This is a genomic window from Spirillospora sp. CA-294931, from assembly GCF_050946795.1.
Lineage (GTDB): Bacteria > Actinomycetota > Actinomycetes > Streptosporangiales > Streptosporangiaceae > Spirillospora.
In genome coordinates this window covers 5821354-5840429 of the sequence record NZ_CP192006.1, presented here as the reverse complement: position 1 = coordinate 5840429, position 19076 = coordinate 5821354, and the positions used below count along the sequence as shown (strand labels likewise).

14 protein-coding genes are annotated in these 19076 nt (G+C 75.5%); 6 read left to right on the top strand and 8 right to left on the bottom strand.

Features of this window, described 5'->3' with window-relative positions:
- Positions 1–15 precede the first annotated feature (15 nt).
- Together ACQPY4_RS26435 and ACQPY4_RS26430 are read left to right on the top strand one after the other, a co-directional pair.
- A complete protein-coding gene (locus tag ACQPY4_RS26435) occupies positions 16–2322 on the top strand; it encodes an AAA family ATPase (protein ID WP_433325137.1) in 2307 nt (768 codons plus the stop codon).
- Complete coding sequence (locus ACQPY4_RS26430) at positions 2319–3698, top strand: protein kinase domain-containing protein (protein WP_433325135.1); 1380 nt, start codon at positions 2319–2321, stop codon at positions 3696–3698. Before ACQPY4_RS26435 ends, ACQPY4_RS26430 begins: the two co-directional genes overlap by 4 nt.
- Here the strand turns inward: ACQPY4_RS26430 and ACQPY4_RS26425 are convergent.
- On the bottom strand, positions 3670–4470 hold the full coding sequence (locus tag ACQPY4_RS26425) for a helix-turn-helix domain-containing protein (RefSeq protein WP_433325133.1): 801 nt from the start codon (positions 4468–4470) through the stop codon (positions 3670–3672). The two genes, ACQPY4_RS26430 and ACQPY4_RS26425, sit on opposite strands and share 29 nt — an antisense overlap.
- 61 nt (positions 4471–4531) lie before the next feature.
- Between ACQPY4_RS26425 and ACQPY4_RS26420 the strand changes: the two genes are divergently transcribed.
- The gene (locus tag ACQPY4_RS26420; RefSeq protein ID WP_433325131.1) at positions 4532–5929 is read left to right on the top strand and encodes an MFS transporter; all 1398 of its coding nucleotides are present in this window, start codon (positions 4532–4534) and stop codon (positions 5927–5929) included.
- 3 nt (positions 5930–5932) lie between these two features.
- A complete protein-coding gene (locus tag ACQPY4_RS26415) occupies positions 5933–6781 on the top strand; it encodes a TIGR04222 domain-containing membrane protein (RefSeq protein WP_433325129.1) in 849 nt (282 codons plus the stop codon).
- Here the strand turns inward: ACQPY4_RS26415 and ACQPY4_RS26410 are convergent.
- The 3 genes from ACQPY4_RS26410 to ACQPY4_RS26400 all read right to left on the bottom strand — a co-directional run bounded on the left by ACQPY4_RS26410 (position 6778) and on the right by ACQPY4_RS26400 (position 12306).
- A complete protein-coding gene (locus ACQPY4_RS26410) occupies positions 6778–7626 on the bottom strand; it encodes an LLM class flavin-dependent oxidoreductase (RefSeq protein WP_433325127.1) in 849 nt (282 codons plus the stop codon). The two genes, ACQPY4_RS26415 and ACQPY4_RS26410, sit on opposite strands and share 4 nt — an antisense overlap.
- Before the next feature lie 42 nt (positions 7627–7668).
- Positions 7669–9240: an FAD-binding oxidoreductase gene (locus ACQPY4_RS26405; protein WP_433325125.1), complete on the bottom strand. Its 1572-nt coding sequence runs from the start codon at positions 9238–9240 to the stop codon at positions 7669–7671.
- A gap of 123 nt (positions 9241–9363) precedes the next feature.
- Positions 9364–12306, bottom strand: coding sequence for a BTAD domain-containing putative transcriptional regulator (locus ACQPY4_RS26400; RefSeq protein ID WP_433325123.1), 2943 nt, complete (start codon positions 12304–12306; stop codon positions 9364–9366).
- A 104-nt stretch (positions 12307–12410) separates the two neighbouring features.
- Between ACQPY4_RS26400 and ACQPY4_RS26395 the strand changes: the two genes are divergently transcribed.
- Positions 12411–13652, top strand: coding sequence for an acyltransferase family protein (locus tag ACQPY4_RS26395; protein ID WP_433325121.1), 1242 nt, complete (start codon positions 12411–12413; stop codon positions 13650–13652).
- Between the two features lie 70 nt (positions 13653–13722).
- On the top strand, positions 13723–14313 hold the full coding sequence (locus ACQPY4_RS26390) for a DUF7691 family protein (protein ID WP_433325119.1): 591 nt from the start codon (positions 13723–13725) through the stop codon (positions 14311–14313).
- A gap of 13 nt (positions 14314–14326) precedes the next feature.
- Here ACQPY4_RS26390 and ACQPY4_RS26385 read toward each other — a convergent pair whose 3' ends face one another.
- From ACQPY4_RS26385 to ACQPY4_RS26370, 4 genes are read right to left on the bottom strand one after another with little or no spacing between them, the layout of a single operon-like run.
- Positions 14327–15274 (bottom strand): quinone oxidoreductase family protein, encoded by a 948-nt coding sequence (locus tag ACQPY4_RS26385; protein ID WP_433325117.1) that lies wholly within the window; start codon positions 15272–15274, stop codon positions 14327–14329.
- Positions 15275–15299: 25 nt separating this feature from the next.
- Positions 15300–16706: a DUF1116 domain-containing protein gene (locus ACQPY4_RS26380; protein WP_433325115.1), complete on the bottom strand. Its 1407-nt coding sequence runs from the start codon at positions 16704–16706 to the stop codon at positions 15300–15302.
- Positions 16703–18109, bottom strand: a complete 1407-nt coding sequence (locus ACQPY4_RS26375) for an FdrA family protein (RefSeq protein WP_433325113.1) — start codon at positions 18107–18109, stop codon at positions 16703–16705. The genes ACQPY4_RS26380 and ACQPY4_RS26375 overlap by 4 nt, the downstream gene beginning before the upstream one ends.
- A gap of 8 nt (positions 18110–18117) precedes the next feature.
- The gene (locus ACQPY4_RS26370; protein WP_433325111.1) at positions 18118–18924 is read right to left on the bottom strand and encodes a DUF2877 domain-containing protein; all 807 of its coding nucleotides are present in this window, start codon (positions 18922–18924) and stop codon (positions 18118–18120) included.
- Positions 18925–19076 lie beyond the last annotated feature (152 nt).

Genomic DNA, 19076 nt, shown 5'->3' with positions numbered 1-19076 from the left:
GTTAGGGTTCCGTGCATGCTCGCGAGAAGCGTCTCGCTCGTCCTCCGGCTGGCACGGATCGAGGCCGGGGCGGGGGGCGCGGCCGAGGTCGGCGGCGGCCACCTGATCATGGGGCTGACCCGGCTCTGCCGTCCCGATCTGAGCGACCTGATCGACGGGCGCGGTATGGACGCGGACGAGCGGCGCGAGCTGGAACGCGACGCGGAGGAGCTGCGGCGGCGCTTCACCGGGGCGGGCGTCGACCCCGACGCCCTGCGCCGCCGCCTCCGTCGTCGCCTCGACGGGGTCGAGCCGCGCCCGGCCGGACACGAGCTGACCTCCGCGCTCACCCGGGCCCAGGCGCACGCGCGGGACGGCCGGGTCCGCGCGGCCGACCTGCTGCGTGCTCTGCTGGAGGCCGCCGACGACCGCGTCCGAGCGGTGTTCGCCAGGTGCGGGGCCGCCGACCCGCTCGCCGCCTTCTTTCCCGAGGCCGCCCCGAGCCCGCGCCCGACACCCCACCTCGACCGCTACGGGCGCGACCTGACCCGTCTCGCGGGCGAGGGCGCGCTGCCCCCGCTCGTCGGACGGCGCGCCGAGCTGCGGTCCCTGGCCCGGGTGCTCGTCCGGCAGCGCAAGGCCAACGCCGTCCTGGTGGGCGACGCGGGCGTCGGCAAGACCGGGATCGTCGAGGGCCTGGCGCAGCGGCTGGCCGCACCGGGCGCGCCCGCCGACCTCGCGGGCGCCCGGGTGGTGGAGTTGTCGATGACGGCGCTGCTCGCCGGGGCCGCCTATCGGGGTGACTTCGAGAAGCGGCTCCAGGCCGTGCTCGCGGAGGCGCGCGAGAACCCCGAGCTGATCCTGTTCGTCGACGAGGTCCACACGGTGCTGGGCGCGGGCGGCAGAGGCGCGGGCGACGCGGCCAACATCCTCAAGCCCGCGCTGGCGCGCGGCGAGCTGCGCTGCGTGGGCGCCACCACACCGGGCGAGTACGCCAGGACCATCGAGACCGATCCGGCCCTGGAGCGCCGCTTCGAGGTGATCTGGGTGGACGAGCCGACCCGGGCCGAGGCGCTGGAGATCCTGGACGGGCTGCGCGAGCGCCTCGCCGACCACCACGGCGTGGAGATCGGCGCCGACGCCCCGGCCGCCGCGGTGGACCTGGCGATCCGTCACCTGCCCGGCCTGCGCCTCCCGGACAAGGCCATCGACCTGATCGACCAGGCCTGCGCCGCCGCGCGGATCCCGACGCTCAGCCCCGGCGAGAACCCCGCCGGGCCCGGGCGCGTCGGCCGCGCCGAGATCGCGGCCGTCGTCGCCGCCCGCGCCCGGCTCCCGGTCGAGCGGGTCGAGGCGAGCCAGGCCCGGCGGCTGCGCGGCATGGAGGAGCACCTGCGGCGGCGCGTCGTGGGGCAGGACGAGGCGGTCGCCGCCGTCGCCGAGGCGGTGCGCACCGCCCGGGCCGGGCTGGGCGACCCCCGCAGGCCGATCGGGGTGTTCCTGTTCGCCGGGCCCACCGGGACGGGCAAGACCGAGCTGGCCAAGGCGCTGGCGGAGTTCCTGTTCGACGACGAGCGGCGGCTCGTCCGCGTCGACATGTCCGAGTACAAGGAGCGGCATTCGGTGTCGCGGCTGCTGGGCGCGCCGCCCGGGTACCTCGGGCACGACCGCGAGGGGCAGCTCAGCGGCCCGATGCGCGCCCACCCGCACAGCGTGGTGCTCTTCGACGAGGTGGAGAAGGCCCATCCGGAGGTCCTGGACCTCTTCCTGCAGATCTTCGACGAGGGACGGCTGACCGACTCCCGGGGACGCCGGGTCTCCTTCACCGACGCGGTCGTCATCCTGACGTCCAATCTCGGCGCCGCGCCGCCCGCCGCGTCCGGGGGCGGGCCGTTCGGCTTCGCGCCCGCCGCCGCGCCGCCCGCCGCGTCCGGCCGGGTCATGGACGCCCTGCGCGCGACGCTGCGGCCCGAGCTGCTCGGCCGCATCGGGCGCGTCGTGGTGTTCGACCCGCTGTCGCCGGACGCGCTGCACCGGATCGTCGACGCCCTGGCCGCCCGCCTCCAGGACCGCCTGGCCGACCGGGCGATCACGCTCGCGCTGACCGGCGGCGCCCGCGAGCTCCTGATCCGCGCGGGATCGGACGCGCGCTCGGGCGCCCGCGCGCTGGAGCACGCCTTCGACCGGCTGCTGGTCCAGCCGCTGGGCCGCGCCCTGCTGGACGAGCGGTTCGGCGACGGCGTCACCGTGCTGGTCGAGGCCGAAGGCGAGGCACTGGCTTTCACCCCGTCCTATCGTCAGGACGAGACGACGACCGAGCGCCTGGAGGGGACCACACGATGACCGAGGCCGCCAGGGTCACCCTGACGCTGGTCCGGGGACGGCTCGAACCCGGCGAGTACGTGTTCGACGAGCGCACGACCGCCGTGCTCGGCCGGGCGGGCGACTGCGCGCCCCGGCTGCCGAACGACGAGCACCACCGCACGGTCTCGCGGCACCACTGCCTGCTCGACATCAACCCGCCCGACGTGCGCATCCGCGACTTCGGCAGCCTCAACGGCACCTACGTCAACGGCCGCAAGATCGGCCAGCGCAAGGAAGGCCAGACCCCCGAGGAAGCTGCCCTGGTCCCCTTTCCCGAGCACGACCTGGCCGACGGCGACGAGATCGGGCTCGGCGAGACGGTCTTCCGCGTCGGCGTCAAGGCCGCCGGGGACGCGGGCACGCTCACGATGCCGCGCTGCGCCAAGTGCGGGCGGGAGGTCGGCGGCGAGGTCGGCGGCCGGACGGGCGAGTACGTCTGCGCGGCCTGCCAGGCCGAGCCGTCCGCCGTGCTCAGGCTGCTGATCGAGCTGGCCGACAGCGGGCGCGCCGACCTGGCGCCGATCGCCGGGTACACCGTCCTGCGCGAGCTGGGACGGGGCGGGATGGGCGCGGTCTACCTCGCCCGCGACGGCGACGGCGGCACCGAGGTCGCGCTGAAGGTGATGCTGCCGAAGGTGGCGGCCAGCGCCAAGGCCCGCGCCCGGTTCCTGCGCGAGGTGGCGCTCACCCGGGCGCTGCGGCACCCGAACATCACGACCCTGCACGACGCGGGCTTCGCCGACGGCGCCTTCTACTTCACCATCGAGTACTGCGAGGGCGGCAGCCTGGACCGGCATCTCGGGCGCGGCGGGCGGCTCCCCGCGGGCGAGGCCCTCGCCCTGATGCTCCAGGTGCTCGACGGCCTCGAACACGCCCACGCCCAGGGCGTCGTGCACCGCGACCTCAGCCCGTCCAACATCCTGCTGACCCGGAGCCCGGACGGCGCCACCATCGCCAAGATCGCCGACTTCGGCCTGGGCAAGGCGTTCGACCAGGCCGGGCTGAGCGGGCTCACCCGCACCGGCACCGCCGCGGGCAAGCCCGGGTTCATCCCGCGCCAGCAGGTCATCAACTTCCGCAACGCCGCGCCCGCCGTGGACGTCTGGGCGCTCGCCGCCTGCCTCTACAACGTCCTGACCGGACGCCATCCGCGTGACTTCCCCCGGGGCAAGGACCCCTGGCAGATCGTCCTCCAGGAGGCGCCGGTCCCGATTCGCGACCGCGAGCCGTCCGTCCCGGCCGAACTGGCCGAGGTCATCGACACGGCCCTGCGCGAGCGCCCCTCGATCGGCTTCCAGACCGCCGCCGACCTGCGCGAGGCGCTGCTCACGGCCGGGGTCGCGCCCCGGCGGTGAGCAGGGCCCTGACCCGGCTCGGCGTGTGGCCCAGCTCCTCGCGCATCACGCGGGTGAAGTGCGGCTGGTCGCTGAAGCCGAGGTCGAGCGCCAGCCCGGCCAGATCGGTCTCGCCGTCCTCGATGCGGCTCAGCGCCCGGCTGACCCGCACGCGGTTGCGGTAGCGGCTCAGCGGCGTCCCCGTGTGGTGGCGGAACGTCCGGCTCAGATGGGACGGCGACGCGTCCAGCAGGCGGGCCAGGGAGACCAGATCCCCGCTCTGCGGCGCGTCCGCCAGGATCGCCTCCCGCGCCCGCTCGGCCAGCGCGCCCCGTCCGGGGCCGGGCGTGGCGTCCGGCCCGCCGCGCAGGGCCAGCGCCAGCAGGTCGAGGACGGCTTCGGCGGCGCGCTCGGGATCGGGCGCCGTGCGCAGCAGCAGCCGGTGGGCCAGCTCGAGCCTGGCGTCCACGCGCAGGGCGGGCGACGGCCGCGGCGACTCCGGCCAGAGCCCGGACACCAGCTCCCCGCCGCTGAACGTGATCGCCGTGCAGACGTCCCCTCCGGCGGAATGGGAGAACCGCTTCTCCTCACCGGGACCGTGCAGGTAACCCGTGGTCGGATCGGCCAGCACCCGGCGGCCCCGCGAGTCGAGCCGGAAGCATCCCCGCCTGACCAGCACGATCTGCGGCGCCCGCGTCAGCTCCGGCGCCGACCAGCCCGCGTGGTCGTCCACGCACACGACCCGCTGGATCACATAGTGCGGGCTCTCGGCCACGACCTGGGAACTGCGCATGCTCCGACGGTACGCAAATATCTTCAAGACGCGCGGGGCGGCCCCCGGCGATCCTCGGGGAATGATCTCCACCGCCGCCCCGGCCGCCGCTCCGCCGCGCCTCGGGCGCATGCTGGCCGTGCTGCTCACCGGGCAGCTCATGGCGTCCATGGACGGCTCGATCGTCTCGGTCGCGGCGCAGACCATCCGGGACGACCTGGCGGCCGGAGGCACCGCCGTCCAGCTGATCGTCTCCGGCTACCTGCTGACCACCGGCGTCCTGCTGATCACCTGCGCCCGCCTGGGCGACATCCTCGGCCACCGCCGCGCGTTCCTGCTCGGGCTCGGCGGGTTCACCGCCGCGTCCCTCCTGTGCGGGATCGCCCCGGACGCGACCGTCCTGACGCTCGCGCGCGTCGCCCAGGGCGTCGGCGCCGCGCTGATGATGCCGCAGGTCTTCTCCCTGATCCAGCTGCACTGGGACGGGCCCGCACGCCGCCGGGCCATCGGCCTCTACAGCATGGTGCTGGCCCTGGGCGTCGCGCTCGGCCAGATCGCCGGCGGACTCATCGCCGGAGCCGACCTGCTCGGCCTGGGCTGGCGTCCGGTCTTCCTGGTCAACGTCCCGATCGGCGCCGTCCTGCTGGCCGTCGGCCCGCGCGTCCTGCCCTCGGCCCGGACGGGCGGCGCGCCGCGCCTCGACCTGGCGGGCGTGGCCCTGCTGACCGTCGCCATGACCGGCTTCTGCGGCCCGCTGATCTTCGGCCCGTCCACCGGCTGGCCGCCGTGGGCCTGGGCCTCGCTGGTGTGCGGCGCCGTCCTGCTGGCCGTCTTCGTGCGGTACGAGGCGTCCGCGCCCCGCCCGCTGCTGGACCTGGCCGCCGTGCGTCCCCGGGGGGTGAAGGCGGGCCTGGCCGCCTGCTGGATCATCATGGGCTGCTACACGGCGTTCCTGCTGACGCTCACGCTGCACCTCCAGTCGTCCCTGCGGTTCTCCCCGCTGGAGGCGGGCCTGGCGTTCGTCCCGTATGCGCTCGGGTTCGGCTCGCTCAGCCTGACCTGGAACCGCTACCCCGTATGGCTGCGCGACGTCCTACCCGTGGCGGGGCCCGTCCTGTTCGCGATCGGCGGCACCACCGTGGCGCTGCTGGCCCGCGACGACTGGCCCTGGGCGCTCTCGGTCCCGCTCCTTTTCGCCGCCGGGGCGGGCCACGCGGCCGGGTACAGTCCGCTGATCGCCCGGATCACGTCCCTGGTGGACGTCCGCCACGCCTCGGCGATCTCCGCGCTGAACTCCAGCGGCCCGCTGCTGGCCAGCGTGATCTCCGTCGCCGGACTGGGCAGCGTCTACTTCGCCGCCCCCACGTCGCCCGACGGCCTGGTCCGGGTCACGGCGGCCGTCGTCGCCCTGCTCGCCCTCGGCACGGCCTGCGCCGCCCGCGTCTCCCGCGAACCTCCGCCCCGCCCGGCGCATCTATGAGGCATGGAGATCGTTATCGGCTTCCTCGCACTCGGCGTCCTGCCCCTCCCCGCCCTGGCCGCGCGCGCGAGGGCGCTCCGGGGCCGGGCCCCCACCCGTGAGCTGACGGTTCACGAGGTGGCGTACCTGGCCGGGGGAGAGCGCAGGGTGATCGGCGCCGTCCTGACCACCCTGCGCGGCGAGGGAGCCATCTGGCCCTCAGGCGGCGGGGGTGTACGCGCGACCACACGCCACCACGAACCGTCGTCCCACCTGGAGGCCGTCGTCTACCGGGCCATCCAGGAGGGGGGCACCCTGCCGACCCGCGGGCCCTACGGCCCGCCCGTGCGGGAGGCCCTCGACGCCCTGCGGGACGGGCTCAGCGAGCAGGGCCTGGCGCCCGACGCCACGGCCCGGCGGCGGGCCAGGCTGCTGACCGTCCCGTTCTGGCTCGTGCCGCTGGTGCCCTACCTGCTCCTCCACGACTCGATCGTCACCAGGCTCGTCCTGCCGCCTGCGACCCTTCTCCTCGGCGCCTACCTGCTGTTCTTCCCGCACGTGACGCGAGCCGGGCGGAAGGCGCTCGCGACGGCCGAGGACGACTACCGCTACATGCACCCACCGGGCCGGGCCCCCGAATGGGCGTCCTACGGCGTCAGCGGCGCCACGATCGGAGTGGCCCTCTACGGCGCCGAGGCCATGATGAGCTTCGACCCCTCCTTCGCGCACGGCGCCGACCTCGGTGGCGCCCTGGCCACCGGCCCCGGCTCGTTCGCCCGGGCCCTGAGCAGGGGCGTCAACCAGGCCCTCGACCACCGCGGGGGCGGCGCCGGAGGCTGCGGCGGCGGCGACGATGGAGGGGGCGGCGACTAGAGGACCGGCGGCCCCTGCTCGATCCGCCGCATCACCGGAGCGACCTTGTCGACGGTCTCGTCGATCGGCCGCCGCTCGTCCCACCAGGTGGCCCCCGCGTCGGCCAGCGGACCCAACAAGTCACGGGCGTTCCCTGCCGGGCTGACCCCGCCGACCACGAACTCGAACGGCCCCTCGCCGTCCCGCTCGCCGCGCACGAACGAGACCATCTCGCCGACCTGCTCCGGCGGCGGCGCGACCCCGTGCGTGGCGTCGGCGAACAGCGGGATCGCGCCGTCCCACCGGGCGGCGCGGCGCATCGGACGCCGGTTGGGCCAGATCCCCGCGATCCACACCGGCACCCGGGGCCGCTGCACAGGCGTCGGCAGCAGCGTGACGTCCTCGGCCCGGTAGTGCTCCCCCCGATGCGTCACCGCCTCGCCGGACCAGTACCGGTCGATCAGCCCGAGCCCCTCGTCCAGCCGCCGGGCGAGCACCACCGGATCGGTCGGCTCGCCGAAGCTCCCGTACTCGTCCTCGACCGGCCCGCCGAGCCCCGCCCCGAAGATCACCCGCCCGCCGCTCAGCCGGTCCAGCGTCGCCACCTGCCGCGCCACCTGCTCGGGCCGCCGCCGCGGCACCGGCGTCACCATGGGCCCGACCCTGATCCGCGAGGTCGCCAGCGCCGCCGCCGTCAGCAGCATCCAGGGATCACCGAACGACCGCCGCGCGCCCTTGTCGTGCACGACGTGATCCCAGACGAACAGCCCGTCCCACCCCGCCTCCTCGGCCGCCACCGCCACCGCGGCCACCGTCCCCGCATCAGCGAAGTCCCCGAAGTTCGGCACATTGATCGAAAACCGCATACCCGCATGCTCCCCAACCCCCCGCCCCCGAACAACCCGGTTTCAGGCGGGTTTGATGGAGAGGGGGTGGGTGAAGACGCCGCGGGGGTCCCAGTGGGACTTGGCGCGTTGGAGGCGTGTGTAGGAGTCCTTGTAGTAGAGCTTGTGCCAGGGGACGGGCGAGGTGTTGATCTTGGGGTCGGCGAGGTCGGTGTCGGGGTAGTTGATGAACGTGCCGTCCTCGGACGGGACGCCGCCGGTGTCGGCGTAGACCTCGCGGTACAGCTTGCGGATCCAGGACAGGCTCGCCTTGTCGTGGGCGGGGTCGAGCCATCCGGCGATGTAGGCCAGCACCAGGATCGAGTCGCGGTGCGGCATGGCGGTCGCGGTGGGCGGGACGGTGTTGACCTTCCCGCCGTACAGGTTGACCGACACCAGGCCGCCCATGGGCGTGTCCCGCTGGGTGAGATTGCGGTAGAGGGCCTCCACCTGGCGGGGGGTGAAGCGGCGGCGCGGGTAGCCGGACTTGATCTTGAGGCGGTAGACCGGGCCGGGTTCGGTGGTCAGGCCGTGGGTGGCGGTGAGCCACGGGACGGTCCGCGCGGTCCGCTCGGGCGGGACGCCGAGCGCGGAGACGAAGCGGTCGAGTTGCCGTTCGGGGGCCGAGGTGGAGGAGACCTGGCCCGCCATGCTGAGGGCGCCGGTCGACGCGGCCGAGAGGACGAACTCGCCGTAGAGGACGGCACCGGGGGAGCCCGCCCCGGCGTTGCGCTCGGCCCAGCGGCCGTAGCTGTCCACCAGGGCGGTGAATTTCCGCTGGTCGATCTGCTTCCAGTCCCAGGTGAGGGTGAATTGAAGGACCGATGAGGGTGGGTTGGGGAGCAGTTCCCCCGGGTCGGAGCCGCGTGACCCGGGGGAACGGAACCAGTAGCGGGTGACGACGCCGAAGTTGCCCCCGCCTCCGCCGGTGTGGGCCCACCACAGCTCCCTGTTGGGGTCGGACGCGTCGCGTGTGGCCACGACGGCGCGGGCCTTGCCCGACTTGTCGACGACGACCACCTCCACCGCGTACAGGTGGTCGACGGTCAGGCCGTGCAGGCGGTTGAGGGCCCCGTACCCGCCGCCCTGGACGTGGCCGCCGACGCCGACCAGCGCGTTGGTCCCGGCCGGGATGGTCACGCCCCAGTGGGTGTAAAGGCGCTGGTAGACATCGCCGAGCGTCGCTCCGGCCTCGACGGCGAAGGCCCGGCGCTCGCGGTCGAAGGAGACCTCGGTCATGCCGCACAGGTCGATCACGACGCGCACGCGGGCGTTGTCGACGAAGTCCTCGAAGCAGTGCCCGCCCGAGCGGACGGAGATCGGCTTGCCCGCCCGCACCGCCTCCTCGACGGCCCGGACGACGTCACGCGTCGAGGTGACCACGCGGACGTGGTCGGGCGTGCCCTCGAAGCGCCGGTTGTAGCCGCGGTTCACGAAGGACTTGTAGCGCGGGTCGCCGCGGCCTATGGTGACCGGCCCCGACGCCGGTTCCGCGGCGCCGGCGGGCTCGGCCTCGACGGCCCGGCAGGCGCCGAGCATGGTGACCATGGCGGCCGTGCCTCCGCCGAGGACGGTCCGGCGCGTGTGCTGGCTCATGTGATCTCCCCGATGGTGATTCGTGCGGGAAGATCACATCAGAGCGCCCTGTCCTGCCCCTGTCTTCAGGGTTCGTTGGGAAAGACCAGGTCAGTGGGGTTGTCCGGGTGGGGGGCGGCAAGATCAGGACAGGGTTCGTTCCTCTTCGGAGAGGCTGAGCTCGGCTCGCACGGTGGCGGCTCGGGGGTCGCCCGCGGCGTCGAGGAGGGGGAGCGCCTCGCGCCTGGCGGACTCGGCCTCGGCCTCTCGTCCCGTCTCGGCCAGCAGGTCGCCGAGCGCGGCCAGCACCTGGCCCTGCACGGGACGGTTGCCGCTCGCCCGGGAGGCCTCCAGTGCCCGCTCGTAGAGCCGCAGGCCCCGGTCCGTCCGGCCCAGCTCGACCTGGATCTCGCCGAGCGCGGCCAGGGTCTCGCCCGCGCCGAACCGGTCGCCGACCTCGTAGAACGCGGCCAGGGCCCGCCGGTAGCGGTCCAGCGCGACCGAGGGGCGCCCGAGCCTGCGGTGGGCCAGCCCGGTGCTGGTCAGGGCGATGCCCTCGCCCCAGAGGCTCCCCGCCTCCGTGAACCTGGCCAGGGCGCGCTCGCCGTGCTCCAGCGCGGCGGCGTCGTCGCCCGCCTCCCGTTCCAGGTCGCTCAGCCCGCTCAGGGCGACGGCCTCGCCGTAGCAGTGGCCGCGGCGCCGCCACAGGGCGATGGCCTCGGACATCAGGACGCGGGCGTCGGACGGGCGGCTCGCCGCGCGGAACGCGAAGGCCAGGCTGGTGAGGACCCACGCCTCGCCCTCGGTGTCGCCGCGGCGGCGGGCGGCGGCCAAGGCGGCGCGGTGGGTGGCGATCCAGTCGGCGTGGTGGCCCTTCAGGTAGAACAGGCCCCACAGGCTGAGCGGGAGCTTCCAGGCGAGCGCGTCGTCGTCGGACTCGGCGGCCGCCAGCGCGCCCGCCACGAGGTTGGCGCGCTCGCTCTCGCACCAGCGCAGCGCCTGCCCGGGTTCGACGAAGACCGGACGCGGGCCGACGTCGCCGGCCTCGACCGGAATCTGCGCCCCGTGCGGCACCATCACCCGTTGCGCCGCGTCGACCGCGCCGTGGTACCAGGCCAGCAGCCGCCGGACGGCCGAGGCCCGGTCGCCGGCCGGGTCCTCGGCGACGGCCCGCTCCCGCGCGTACAGGCGCAGCAGCTCGTGCAGCCGGTAGCGGCCCGGCCGGTGCTCCTCGACCAGATGCCGGGACGTCAGCGTGGCCAGCGGCCCCCGCACCCGGCCGACCGTCGTCCCGGCGAGCGCGGCGGCGGCCGGGAGGCTGAGATCGGAACCGGGGTTCAGGCCCAGCCGCCGGAACATCAGGGCGGCCGGTCCGGGCAGGGCGCGGTACGACCACGCGAACACCGTCCGCACGGCCGTGCACGCGTCGCCGTCGGCGCTGAGCAGGTCGAGCCGGTCGTGCTCGTCGTCGATCTCGTCCGCGAGCCCGGCCAGGGGGACGTGCGGGGACGCCGCGCGTTCCCCGGCGATCCGCAGCGCGAGCGGCAGCCGGCCGCACCGCGCGACCAGGCGGGCGGCGGCCTCCGGCTCGGCGGCCACGCGGTCGGCGCCCGCGACATGGGCCAGCAGGTCGCGCGCGTCGTCGGGCGGCGGCGGCTCCAGCGCCACCCTGCGGGCGCCCTCGCGGGCGACCAGCCCGGCCAGCCGGTCGCGGCTGGTGACCACCACCAGGCAGCCGCGCCCCCCGGGCAGGAGCGCTCTGACCTGGCCCGCCTCGGCGGCGTCGTCCAGGATCACGAGCATGCGGCGCTCGGCCAGCAGCGTCCGGAACAGGGTCGCGGCGGCCTCCTCGCCGGAGGGAATCCGGGCGGCGGAGACGCCCAGCGCCGCGAGGAACCCCGAGAGGGTCTCGGCCGCGGACGCCGGGGGGCGGGGGGAGTGGCCGCGCAGGTCGGCGAACAGCTGCCCATCGGGGAACCGCTCGCGGGCGCCGTGGGCCCACCGGACCGCCAGCGCGCTCTTGCCGATCCCGGGCGCCCCGGTGATCACCACGGCCTCGACCGCCGAGGCGGCGGCGTCGAGCTCCGCCAGGGCGGCCCCGCGCCCGCAGAACCCGGCGATGTCCCGGGGAAGCTGCGCCGGGACGGGCCCCGACGGCCCTTCCGCCGCGACCTCCTGGCGCAGCACCCGCACATGGGCGTCGCGCACCGCGTCGCCCGGTTCCACGCCCAGCTCGTCGACGAGCCGTCGCCGCAGCGTCTCGTACAGGCGGAGGGCGGCGGCCTGCCGCCCGGCGCCCGCCAGCGCGAGCATGAGCCGCGCCTGAAGACCCTCGTGCAGCGGCTCCAGATCGGAGACCGGCTGCAGCAGCGTCACGGCCCGCGAGTGCAGGCACAGGTCGAGCGCGAGGTCGGCGTAGGCGACCGCGGCGGCGACCCTGCGCCGCCCGGCCGCGACGACCGCCGGGTGCGCCCGCAGGGGGCCCGGCATCCCCTCCAGCACGGGCCCCCGCCACAGGCGCAGCGCCGCCTCCAGCTCCTCCACGCGCGGGCCGGACTCCACCCGGGTGTCGAACTCGGCCAGGTCGAGCTGGGCGTCGTCCGCCCGCAGGACGTAGCCCGCGGCGGCCCGCTCGATGACCGGTGCGGGGCCCGGCCCGTCACGCAGCAGGCGGCGCAGCCGGGCGATGTGCGAGTGGAGCTGGCTCGCGTGGGTGGCGGGCGGGCGCCCGTCCCACAGGACGTCGACGATCTCGTCGGTGCCGACCGGCCGTCCCGCCTGGACGGCCAGCAGCCCCAGCAGCCCGCGCCGCCGCGGCGGCCCGATCTCCAGCGCGGTCGCGCCGCGCCGCACCGTCAGGGGGCCGAGCACCTCGATCCGGACGGGCGCCGCCTCGTCCGCGTGGACGCCCGCGCCGAGCACCTCGGCCAGGCGCCGCACCGTGTCCTCGCGCGGGTTGCGCACCGTGCCGCCCTCGATGTAACGCACGGCGCGCGGGCTGACCCCGGCCCGGTCGGCCAGCTCCCGCTGCGTCAGCCCCGCGCGTTCGCGAAGCTCGCGCACTCTCGCCCCGAGATCTCCGGGCATCGGCCCCACCCCCCGAGTTCGCTCCGGCCCAGCTTCACGCTTCGGCGCCGGGTCGACAAGTCGGGCCCCTCGCGCCGCGTTCCGCGCGCCCCTAGGCTGGCGCGGTGGTGTCGCCGTCGGCCGTCCCGGCCCCCGTGCAGCCCGCGACGCGGCTGGCCTGGCTGGACGCGCTGCGGGGCATCGCCGCGTTGCTGGTCGCGCTGCACCACGCGAGTTATCTCTACCTGCCGAGCGTGCAGACCGGCCTGACCGGCCGGTTCGATCCCGGCTGGTACGGCGTCCTGGTGTTCTTCCTGGTCAGCGGCTACATCGTCCCCGCTTCCCTGGAGCGGCACGGCAGCGTGCGGCGGTTCTGGATCGGGCGCTTCTTCCGCATCTACCCGCTGCTGGCCGTGGCGTGCGCGATCGCGGTGCTGCCCGTCGTCCTGGGCGCGGGCCGCCTGCGGGCTGGCCTGGACGAGTACGACACGGCCACCGCGCTCGCGGCCCACCTGACGATGCTCCAGGACGTGCTGGCCGTGCCCAACGCGATGAACGTGCTGTGGACGCTGTCGTACGAGATGGTCTTCTACCTGCTGGTCGTCGCGCTGTTCGTCGCCGGGGCGCACCGCCGGTCGGCGGGCGTGGCGGCCGGGCTCGCCGCGACGGCGCTGCTGGCGGGCGGGCTGCTGCCGACCGCGCTGCTGTCGCGCGCCTTGGGGGCCGATCTGGTGGTCGCCCTGGCCGCCGCGCTGCTGGTGGCGGCGATCGCCGCGGCGGTGTCGGACCGTCCGGCCCTGCGCGCCGCCGGCGGCCTGCTCGGCGGGCTGCTAGCGCTGGCGCTCGTCGTGGTGAACGGCCGGATGAGCCCGGGGGAGGGGCTGGTCATCCTCGCCGTGATGTTCACCGGCACCGCCGTCTACCGGGCGGAGCACGGCCAGGTCTCCCGTCCCGTCACGGCGCTGGCCGCGGTCGCGGTGCTGGCGGCCTCGGTCGCCGCCGGTGCCCAGGACGGCCTGCGGGCCTGGCTGTTCTGGTCGGTCCCGATGGTGCTCGCGGCGGCGACCTTCGCCGTCGCGTGGACGCTCCGCGCGCGCAGCGTCCCCCGATGGCTCGCGGGCCTGGGCACGGTGAGCTTCTCGGTCTACCTGCTGCATCCGCTGCTGCTGATGGCCTCGAACCTGTTCTTCGGGACTTCCGGCCAGGACGAGGCTTTCGCGCTCGGGGCGTTCGTCGTCGCGCTGCTCGCGGTGAGCTGGGCCGCCCACCGCTGGATCGAGGCCCCGGCCCAGCGTTTCGGCAAACGGCTGGGACGCCGTCCGGTGCCTCCCGCCGAACCGGCCCGCGTTTCGGTGCCCGTTCCGTGACCTAGCGTGATGACGCCGCCCGGCTGTGCCAGACTCACCGTCGTTCCGCCATCCGAGAAGGCAGGCCCGCATGAGCTACGCGATCATTCCGTTCGCCGTCGACCTTTCCATGGTCCGCGCCGTCATCGGCTGCGGCGACGCCGACCTGGCCGACAGCCTGGCCGAGTCGTGGAGCTCCCAGCTCGCGGAGATCGACGACCTGGCCTGGGGCGACGAGTCGGTCCCGAAGGCGCGGACGGTGTTCTGGCGGATGCTGATCGGCGACGAGCCGGAGGCCGACCACAAGCACGGCTACGTCCACGGGTACTGCCTGAAGATCCTGTGCCGGGTCTGCGGCGACCTGCTCCCGAACGCGTCCTGGTCGGGGATGCGCTTCAGCTGGTTCGAGACCGTCCAGTCGGCGCTGGACGCGGCCGAGGTGGACTTCGACCCGGTCGACCTGATCTCCGGCGGCGCCGGGATCGCGCTGCCGCCGATCGGCGACTTCCCCAACATCGGCCATCTCGCCCGCGCCGACCTGCCGGGCGTCCGGGCCGAGCTGGCCAGGGCCGACGCCGAGAGCGTGCCGGACGAGACCGCGCTCACGGCGATCCTGGAGATCCGCGACTGGATCGACCGGTGCCTGGCGACCGAGCGCGACCTCGTCTGCTTCTACCACTGAGCCGCCGCGCCGGTCAGACGCGCAGGAACACCTTGCCCGTCGTCCGGCGCGCGGCCATGTCCTCGAACGCCCGGCGCGCGTCCTCCAGCCGATAGCCCGAGCCCGCCAGCGGACGCAGGCGGCCCTCGGCCGTCATCGCCAGCAGCTCCGCCAGCGGCTCGCGGAAGACGCCCGGCAGGGAGAGCGCGGGCCCGAGCCAGAACGCCGACACGGTCAGGTTCCGCTCCGCCAGCGCCCCCGGGTCGACGGGCGCGCGGCCCTCGCGGGACGAGTCGCCGTAGGTCACCAGGCGGCCGAACGGGGCGAGCGCCTCCAGCGCCGCCGGGAGGGCGGCGCCGCCGTTGGCGTCCAGCACGATGTCCACCGGCCGTCCCAGGTTCGCCTCCCGGACGCGCCCGGCGTACCCCTCGGGGTCCCCGCCGACGGCGGCGTCGGCGCCGCGCTCCAGGGCCAGGGCACGCTTGTCCTCGGTGGACGCCGTGGCGATGACCCGTCCGGCCCCGAACCCGCGGGCGAGCTGGACGGCCAGGCTCCCGACCCCGCCCGCCGCCGCGTTGACCACCACCGACTCGCCCGCGCGGATCCGGGCGGACGTGCGCAGCAGGTGCCAGGCGGTCAGGCCCTGCACCAGCAGGGCCAGGGCCTGGCCGTCGTCGACGCCGTCCGGCACCTCGACGGTGTCGTCCGCGCTCACGACGGCGCGTTCGGCGTAGCCCCCGCCTTCCAGGGGCAGCGCCACCACGCGCCGCCCGCTCGGGTCGCGTCCCACGACCTCCATGCCCGGGACGAAGGGCGGCTCGCCGGTGCCGTAGGCGCCCTCGGCCCGCAGCAGGTCGGCGTAGTTCACTCCCGCCGCCGACACCTCGACCAGGGTCTGCCCCGGCCCGCCGACCGGCTCGGGCACCTCGGCCACCTCCAGCACCTCGGGGCCGCCGAACTTCTTGATCTCGATCGCTCGCATGGGGCCGATGCTAAGCGAGAGATGATCATGGGTCGGCCGGTTGTTCGGCGAGGGCGGTCAGGGCGTCGGTGAAGATCCCGGCGGGGGGTGTGACCAGGCCCGCTCCGACCTGGCCCGTGCCCGCGAGGCGGCCCGCGATGCCGGTGTCGATCACCGGGAGGATCCCGGTGCGGACGACCCGCGTCACGTCGATCCCGGCGGGGGTGCCCCGGAACGACAGCAGTGGGATCTGCAGCGCGGGGTGCTCGGCCAGCGTGATCTCGTACATCCGCTGGGTCGCGGCCAGCGCCTCGGGGACCTCGCCGCCGACGAAACGCACGATGGCGGGGGCGGCGGCCAGGGCGAAGCCGCCCATGCCCGCGGTCTCGGTGATCGCCGAGTCGCCGATGTCGGGGTTGGCGTCGTCCGGGCCGTAGGAGCCGAGGTAGAGCCCGTCGGGCGTCCCGGCGGGACCGGTGAACCAGCGGTCGCCGGTGCCCGAGACCTGGATGCCGAAGTCGGTCCCGTTGCGGGCCATCGCCACCACCAGGCTGGAACCCGGCACGTCGCGGGCCGCGTCGGTGGCGGCCTTGGCGGCGGCCATGCCGGGGTTGAGGAAGAAGTGGTCGTTGCCCGCCATGAACCGCAGCACCTCGGGGCCCCGGCCGCCCGCGGCCACGTCGGCGGCCAGCTCGCGCAGCAGCAGCGAGGTCGCGGCGCGGTTGCGGTTGTGCAGCTCGTCGCCCATCTGCAGCGCCTGGGCCATGATCGTCAGCAGGTCGACCGGGCCGTGCCGCCGGACGGCCTCGCGCAGCGCCGGGCCGAGGACGTCGCCCATCCAGCGCAGCCGGTCGATCACCTCGGGCCCGAACGCCCCGTACCGCAGGACCTTGCCCAGACCCTCGTTCAGCGAGCAGTAGGAGACGCCGCCGTGCTGGTGGTCCTTCACCGTGAGCATCCACATCGAGGGGCTCACCACGCCCGCCATCGGTCCCACGGCGCCGCGGTGGTGGCAGGGCTCCAGCCGGGCCGCGCCCCTGGACAGAGCCTTCTCGGCCTGCTCGGGCGTCTCGGCCAGCCGCTCCAGCAGCATCGCGCCGATCAGGGCGCCGCGCATGGGACCCGAGGCCCGCTCCCACTCCAGCGGGGGCCCGGCGTGCAGGAACGTGCCGGGGTCGAGGTCGAGGGCCTGGCTCGCCGGACGGACGTCGACCAGGTGCGGCCGGGCGCTGAGCATCCGGCCGACGGCGCGGACGTTGGCCTCGACCTGGCCGCGGCGCCCGAGCACGGCGGCGAGCGCGGCCTCGGTCCCGGCCGGGGGCGGACGCCAGTCGACGCGTTCGACCGGCACGGCCTGCCGCTCCAGGGCCTCGGCGAGGACGTCGACGCCCGCGGTCACGACCTTCGGGTCGGTGGTGAGCAGGCCCCCGAGCCGGGGCCAGGTCGCGGTCATCGCGGCGTCCCGCGAAGGAGCCCGGCGGCGTGCCGGACGGCCTCGGCGTTGGAGGCGAAGACGGCGGCCCCCGCCTCGCACAGCGCGGTGGCCTGGCGGTCGAGGTCCTGGGGGTCGTCGGCCGCGCCGCAGAGCGAGATCACGGCGGCCAGGTCGTCGCGTCCGCCCAGCGCCGACTTCAGCGCCGGGACGAGCGTCGCGGACGGGTCGGGGTCGGCGCCGTGCCCGAGGACGACGTCTAGGAGCAGGACGCCCGTGTCCGGGTCGGCCGCGGCCTCGGCCAGCGCCTCCAGCCGGAGCGTCGGGTCGATCATCGGGTGCGCGCGGCCCCGGGTGTAGGCGTCGTCGCCGTAGTCGACCAGCGTGAACTCCTCGGGGCCGAGGACGTCCGCGGCGACGATCTCGGCCTCGTCGCGCAGCGTGCCCCCGGCGAACAGGCCGCGCAGCGTCCGTCCGGCCGGGATCCGGGGCGTGACGGGAGCCGACAGGCACGGCCACAGCGGGAGGGGACGCCCGAGCCGCTCCAGCGCGCTCTCCACGGCCTGGGTCAGGTCGTCCTCGCCCGGGCCCGGCAGCGCGAACACCACGGGCGTGTCCATCCGGCGGGCGGCCTCGCGGATCAGATGCGCCACCTTCGGCGCGGGCGGCTTGGACACGACCACGATCAGCTCGGTGGCGGGATCGGCGTCCAGCGCGGCCAGCGCCGACATCGCCGAGCGCCCGCTGACCTCGGGGGACAGATCGCGCCCTCCGACGCCGAGCACGTTGCCGACGCCGACGCCCGCCGAGTCGAGCAGGCACATGATCTGCTGCGCGCCGGTGCCCGAGGCGGCGACGAGACCGACCGGGCCGGGACGCACCGCGTTGGCGAACCCCAGACCGGCGCCGCCGATCACCGCCGTCCCGCAGTCGGGCCCCATGACGATCAGCCCGCGCCGCGTGGCCTCCTCCTTGAGCGCGACCTCCGCCTCGACCGGCACGTTGTCGCTGAAGATCATGACGTTGAGCCCGGCGGCCAGGGCGTCCATCGCCTCGGTGAACACGTGCGGGCCCGGCACCGACACCAGCGCGAGCGTGGCCTCGGTGCGCGCGGCGGCCGAGGCGATGGTCCGCGCGGGCGCGCGCGCCCCGAGCCCCGGGTCGGCCGGGGCCCGGGACGAGTCGCGCAGCAGGTCGTCGAGCTCGGCGCGGGCCCCGTCGACGTCGTCGGCCTCTATGGCCACGACCAGGTCGGCGGGGCCCGCGTCGCCCGGGACGTCGAACCCCATCCGTTCCAGCACCTCGCGGTTGAGCTCGGTGGCCATGGCGGCCATGGCGGAGGCGACGTCGGGCCGGGCGCCGATCCGGCGGCTGACCCGCATCAGGGTGACCGAGTCGTGATAGGCCCCCCTGCGCACCTCCACCCACGGCGTCATGAGGCCTGCCGGGCGTCCACCGTCGAGGAGGCGAGGGCGAGCGCCGCGCGGCACCCGGCCTGGACGCCCCAGGCCAGATCGGCGCCCGAGGTGTGGCCCGCGGCCAGCAGCCGCTTGACCGCGGGCTCGGCGGGCTCGTGGCCCGCGACCGCGCGCAGCACGGCGGCGACCTCGGCCCCGGCGCCGCCGGACACCGCGCAGTGCAGCAGCGTGGCGGCCAGGGCCGTGGTCCTGGTGCCCGCGTCGGCGGTCACCGCGGCGCCGAGCCAGTCGGCCAGCCACGCGGCCCGCCCGCCCGGCTGATCTCGGCCGATCAGGCCGCCGGGGGGCGTGGGGGGTCGTCCCCCCACCCAGGGATCGACGGCGTCGCCCATCAGCCGCAGCGAGATCAGCAGCCCGGCCAGGATGTCGTCCCCGCTGGGCGTCAGCCCGGGCCCGAGCCCGACGATGCGCTCGGCCGCCTCGACGGCGCCCGCCAGATCTCCCGCCGCGCAGCTCTCGGCCAGCAGTTGCGGGTCGGGGTGACCCGCCAGGCCGGAAACGGCCGCCTCGCCGGCGCCCTCCAGGCACGCCTCCAGTTCGGCCGCGCCCCGGGCGAGCGCGGCCGAGGAGAGCGTTCCAAGCACGGGCGCCGGGTCCCACCAGCGGCGCACCTTGACCTGCAGGCCCTCGGCCTCCACCAGCCCGTCGCCCACCCACGCCTCGCCGCCCTCGCGGACGCCGCGGAAGGGACGTTCGCGGCCGGTGGCGGCGACCACGACGGAGTTGGGAAGCCGGACCGCATCGGATGTGACAATCGCCACAACCCGCGGCTCTTGCATTCCACGCAGTTCCATGTAGACGGCGGACGGGAACACGGCGATCACGCGCGCCGGCCGGCGCGGCGGATCGAGGACGGGGCGCAGCGCCAGACCCGCCGCCCCGGCGGCCGGTGAACGCGCCCCGGGCCGTGGGG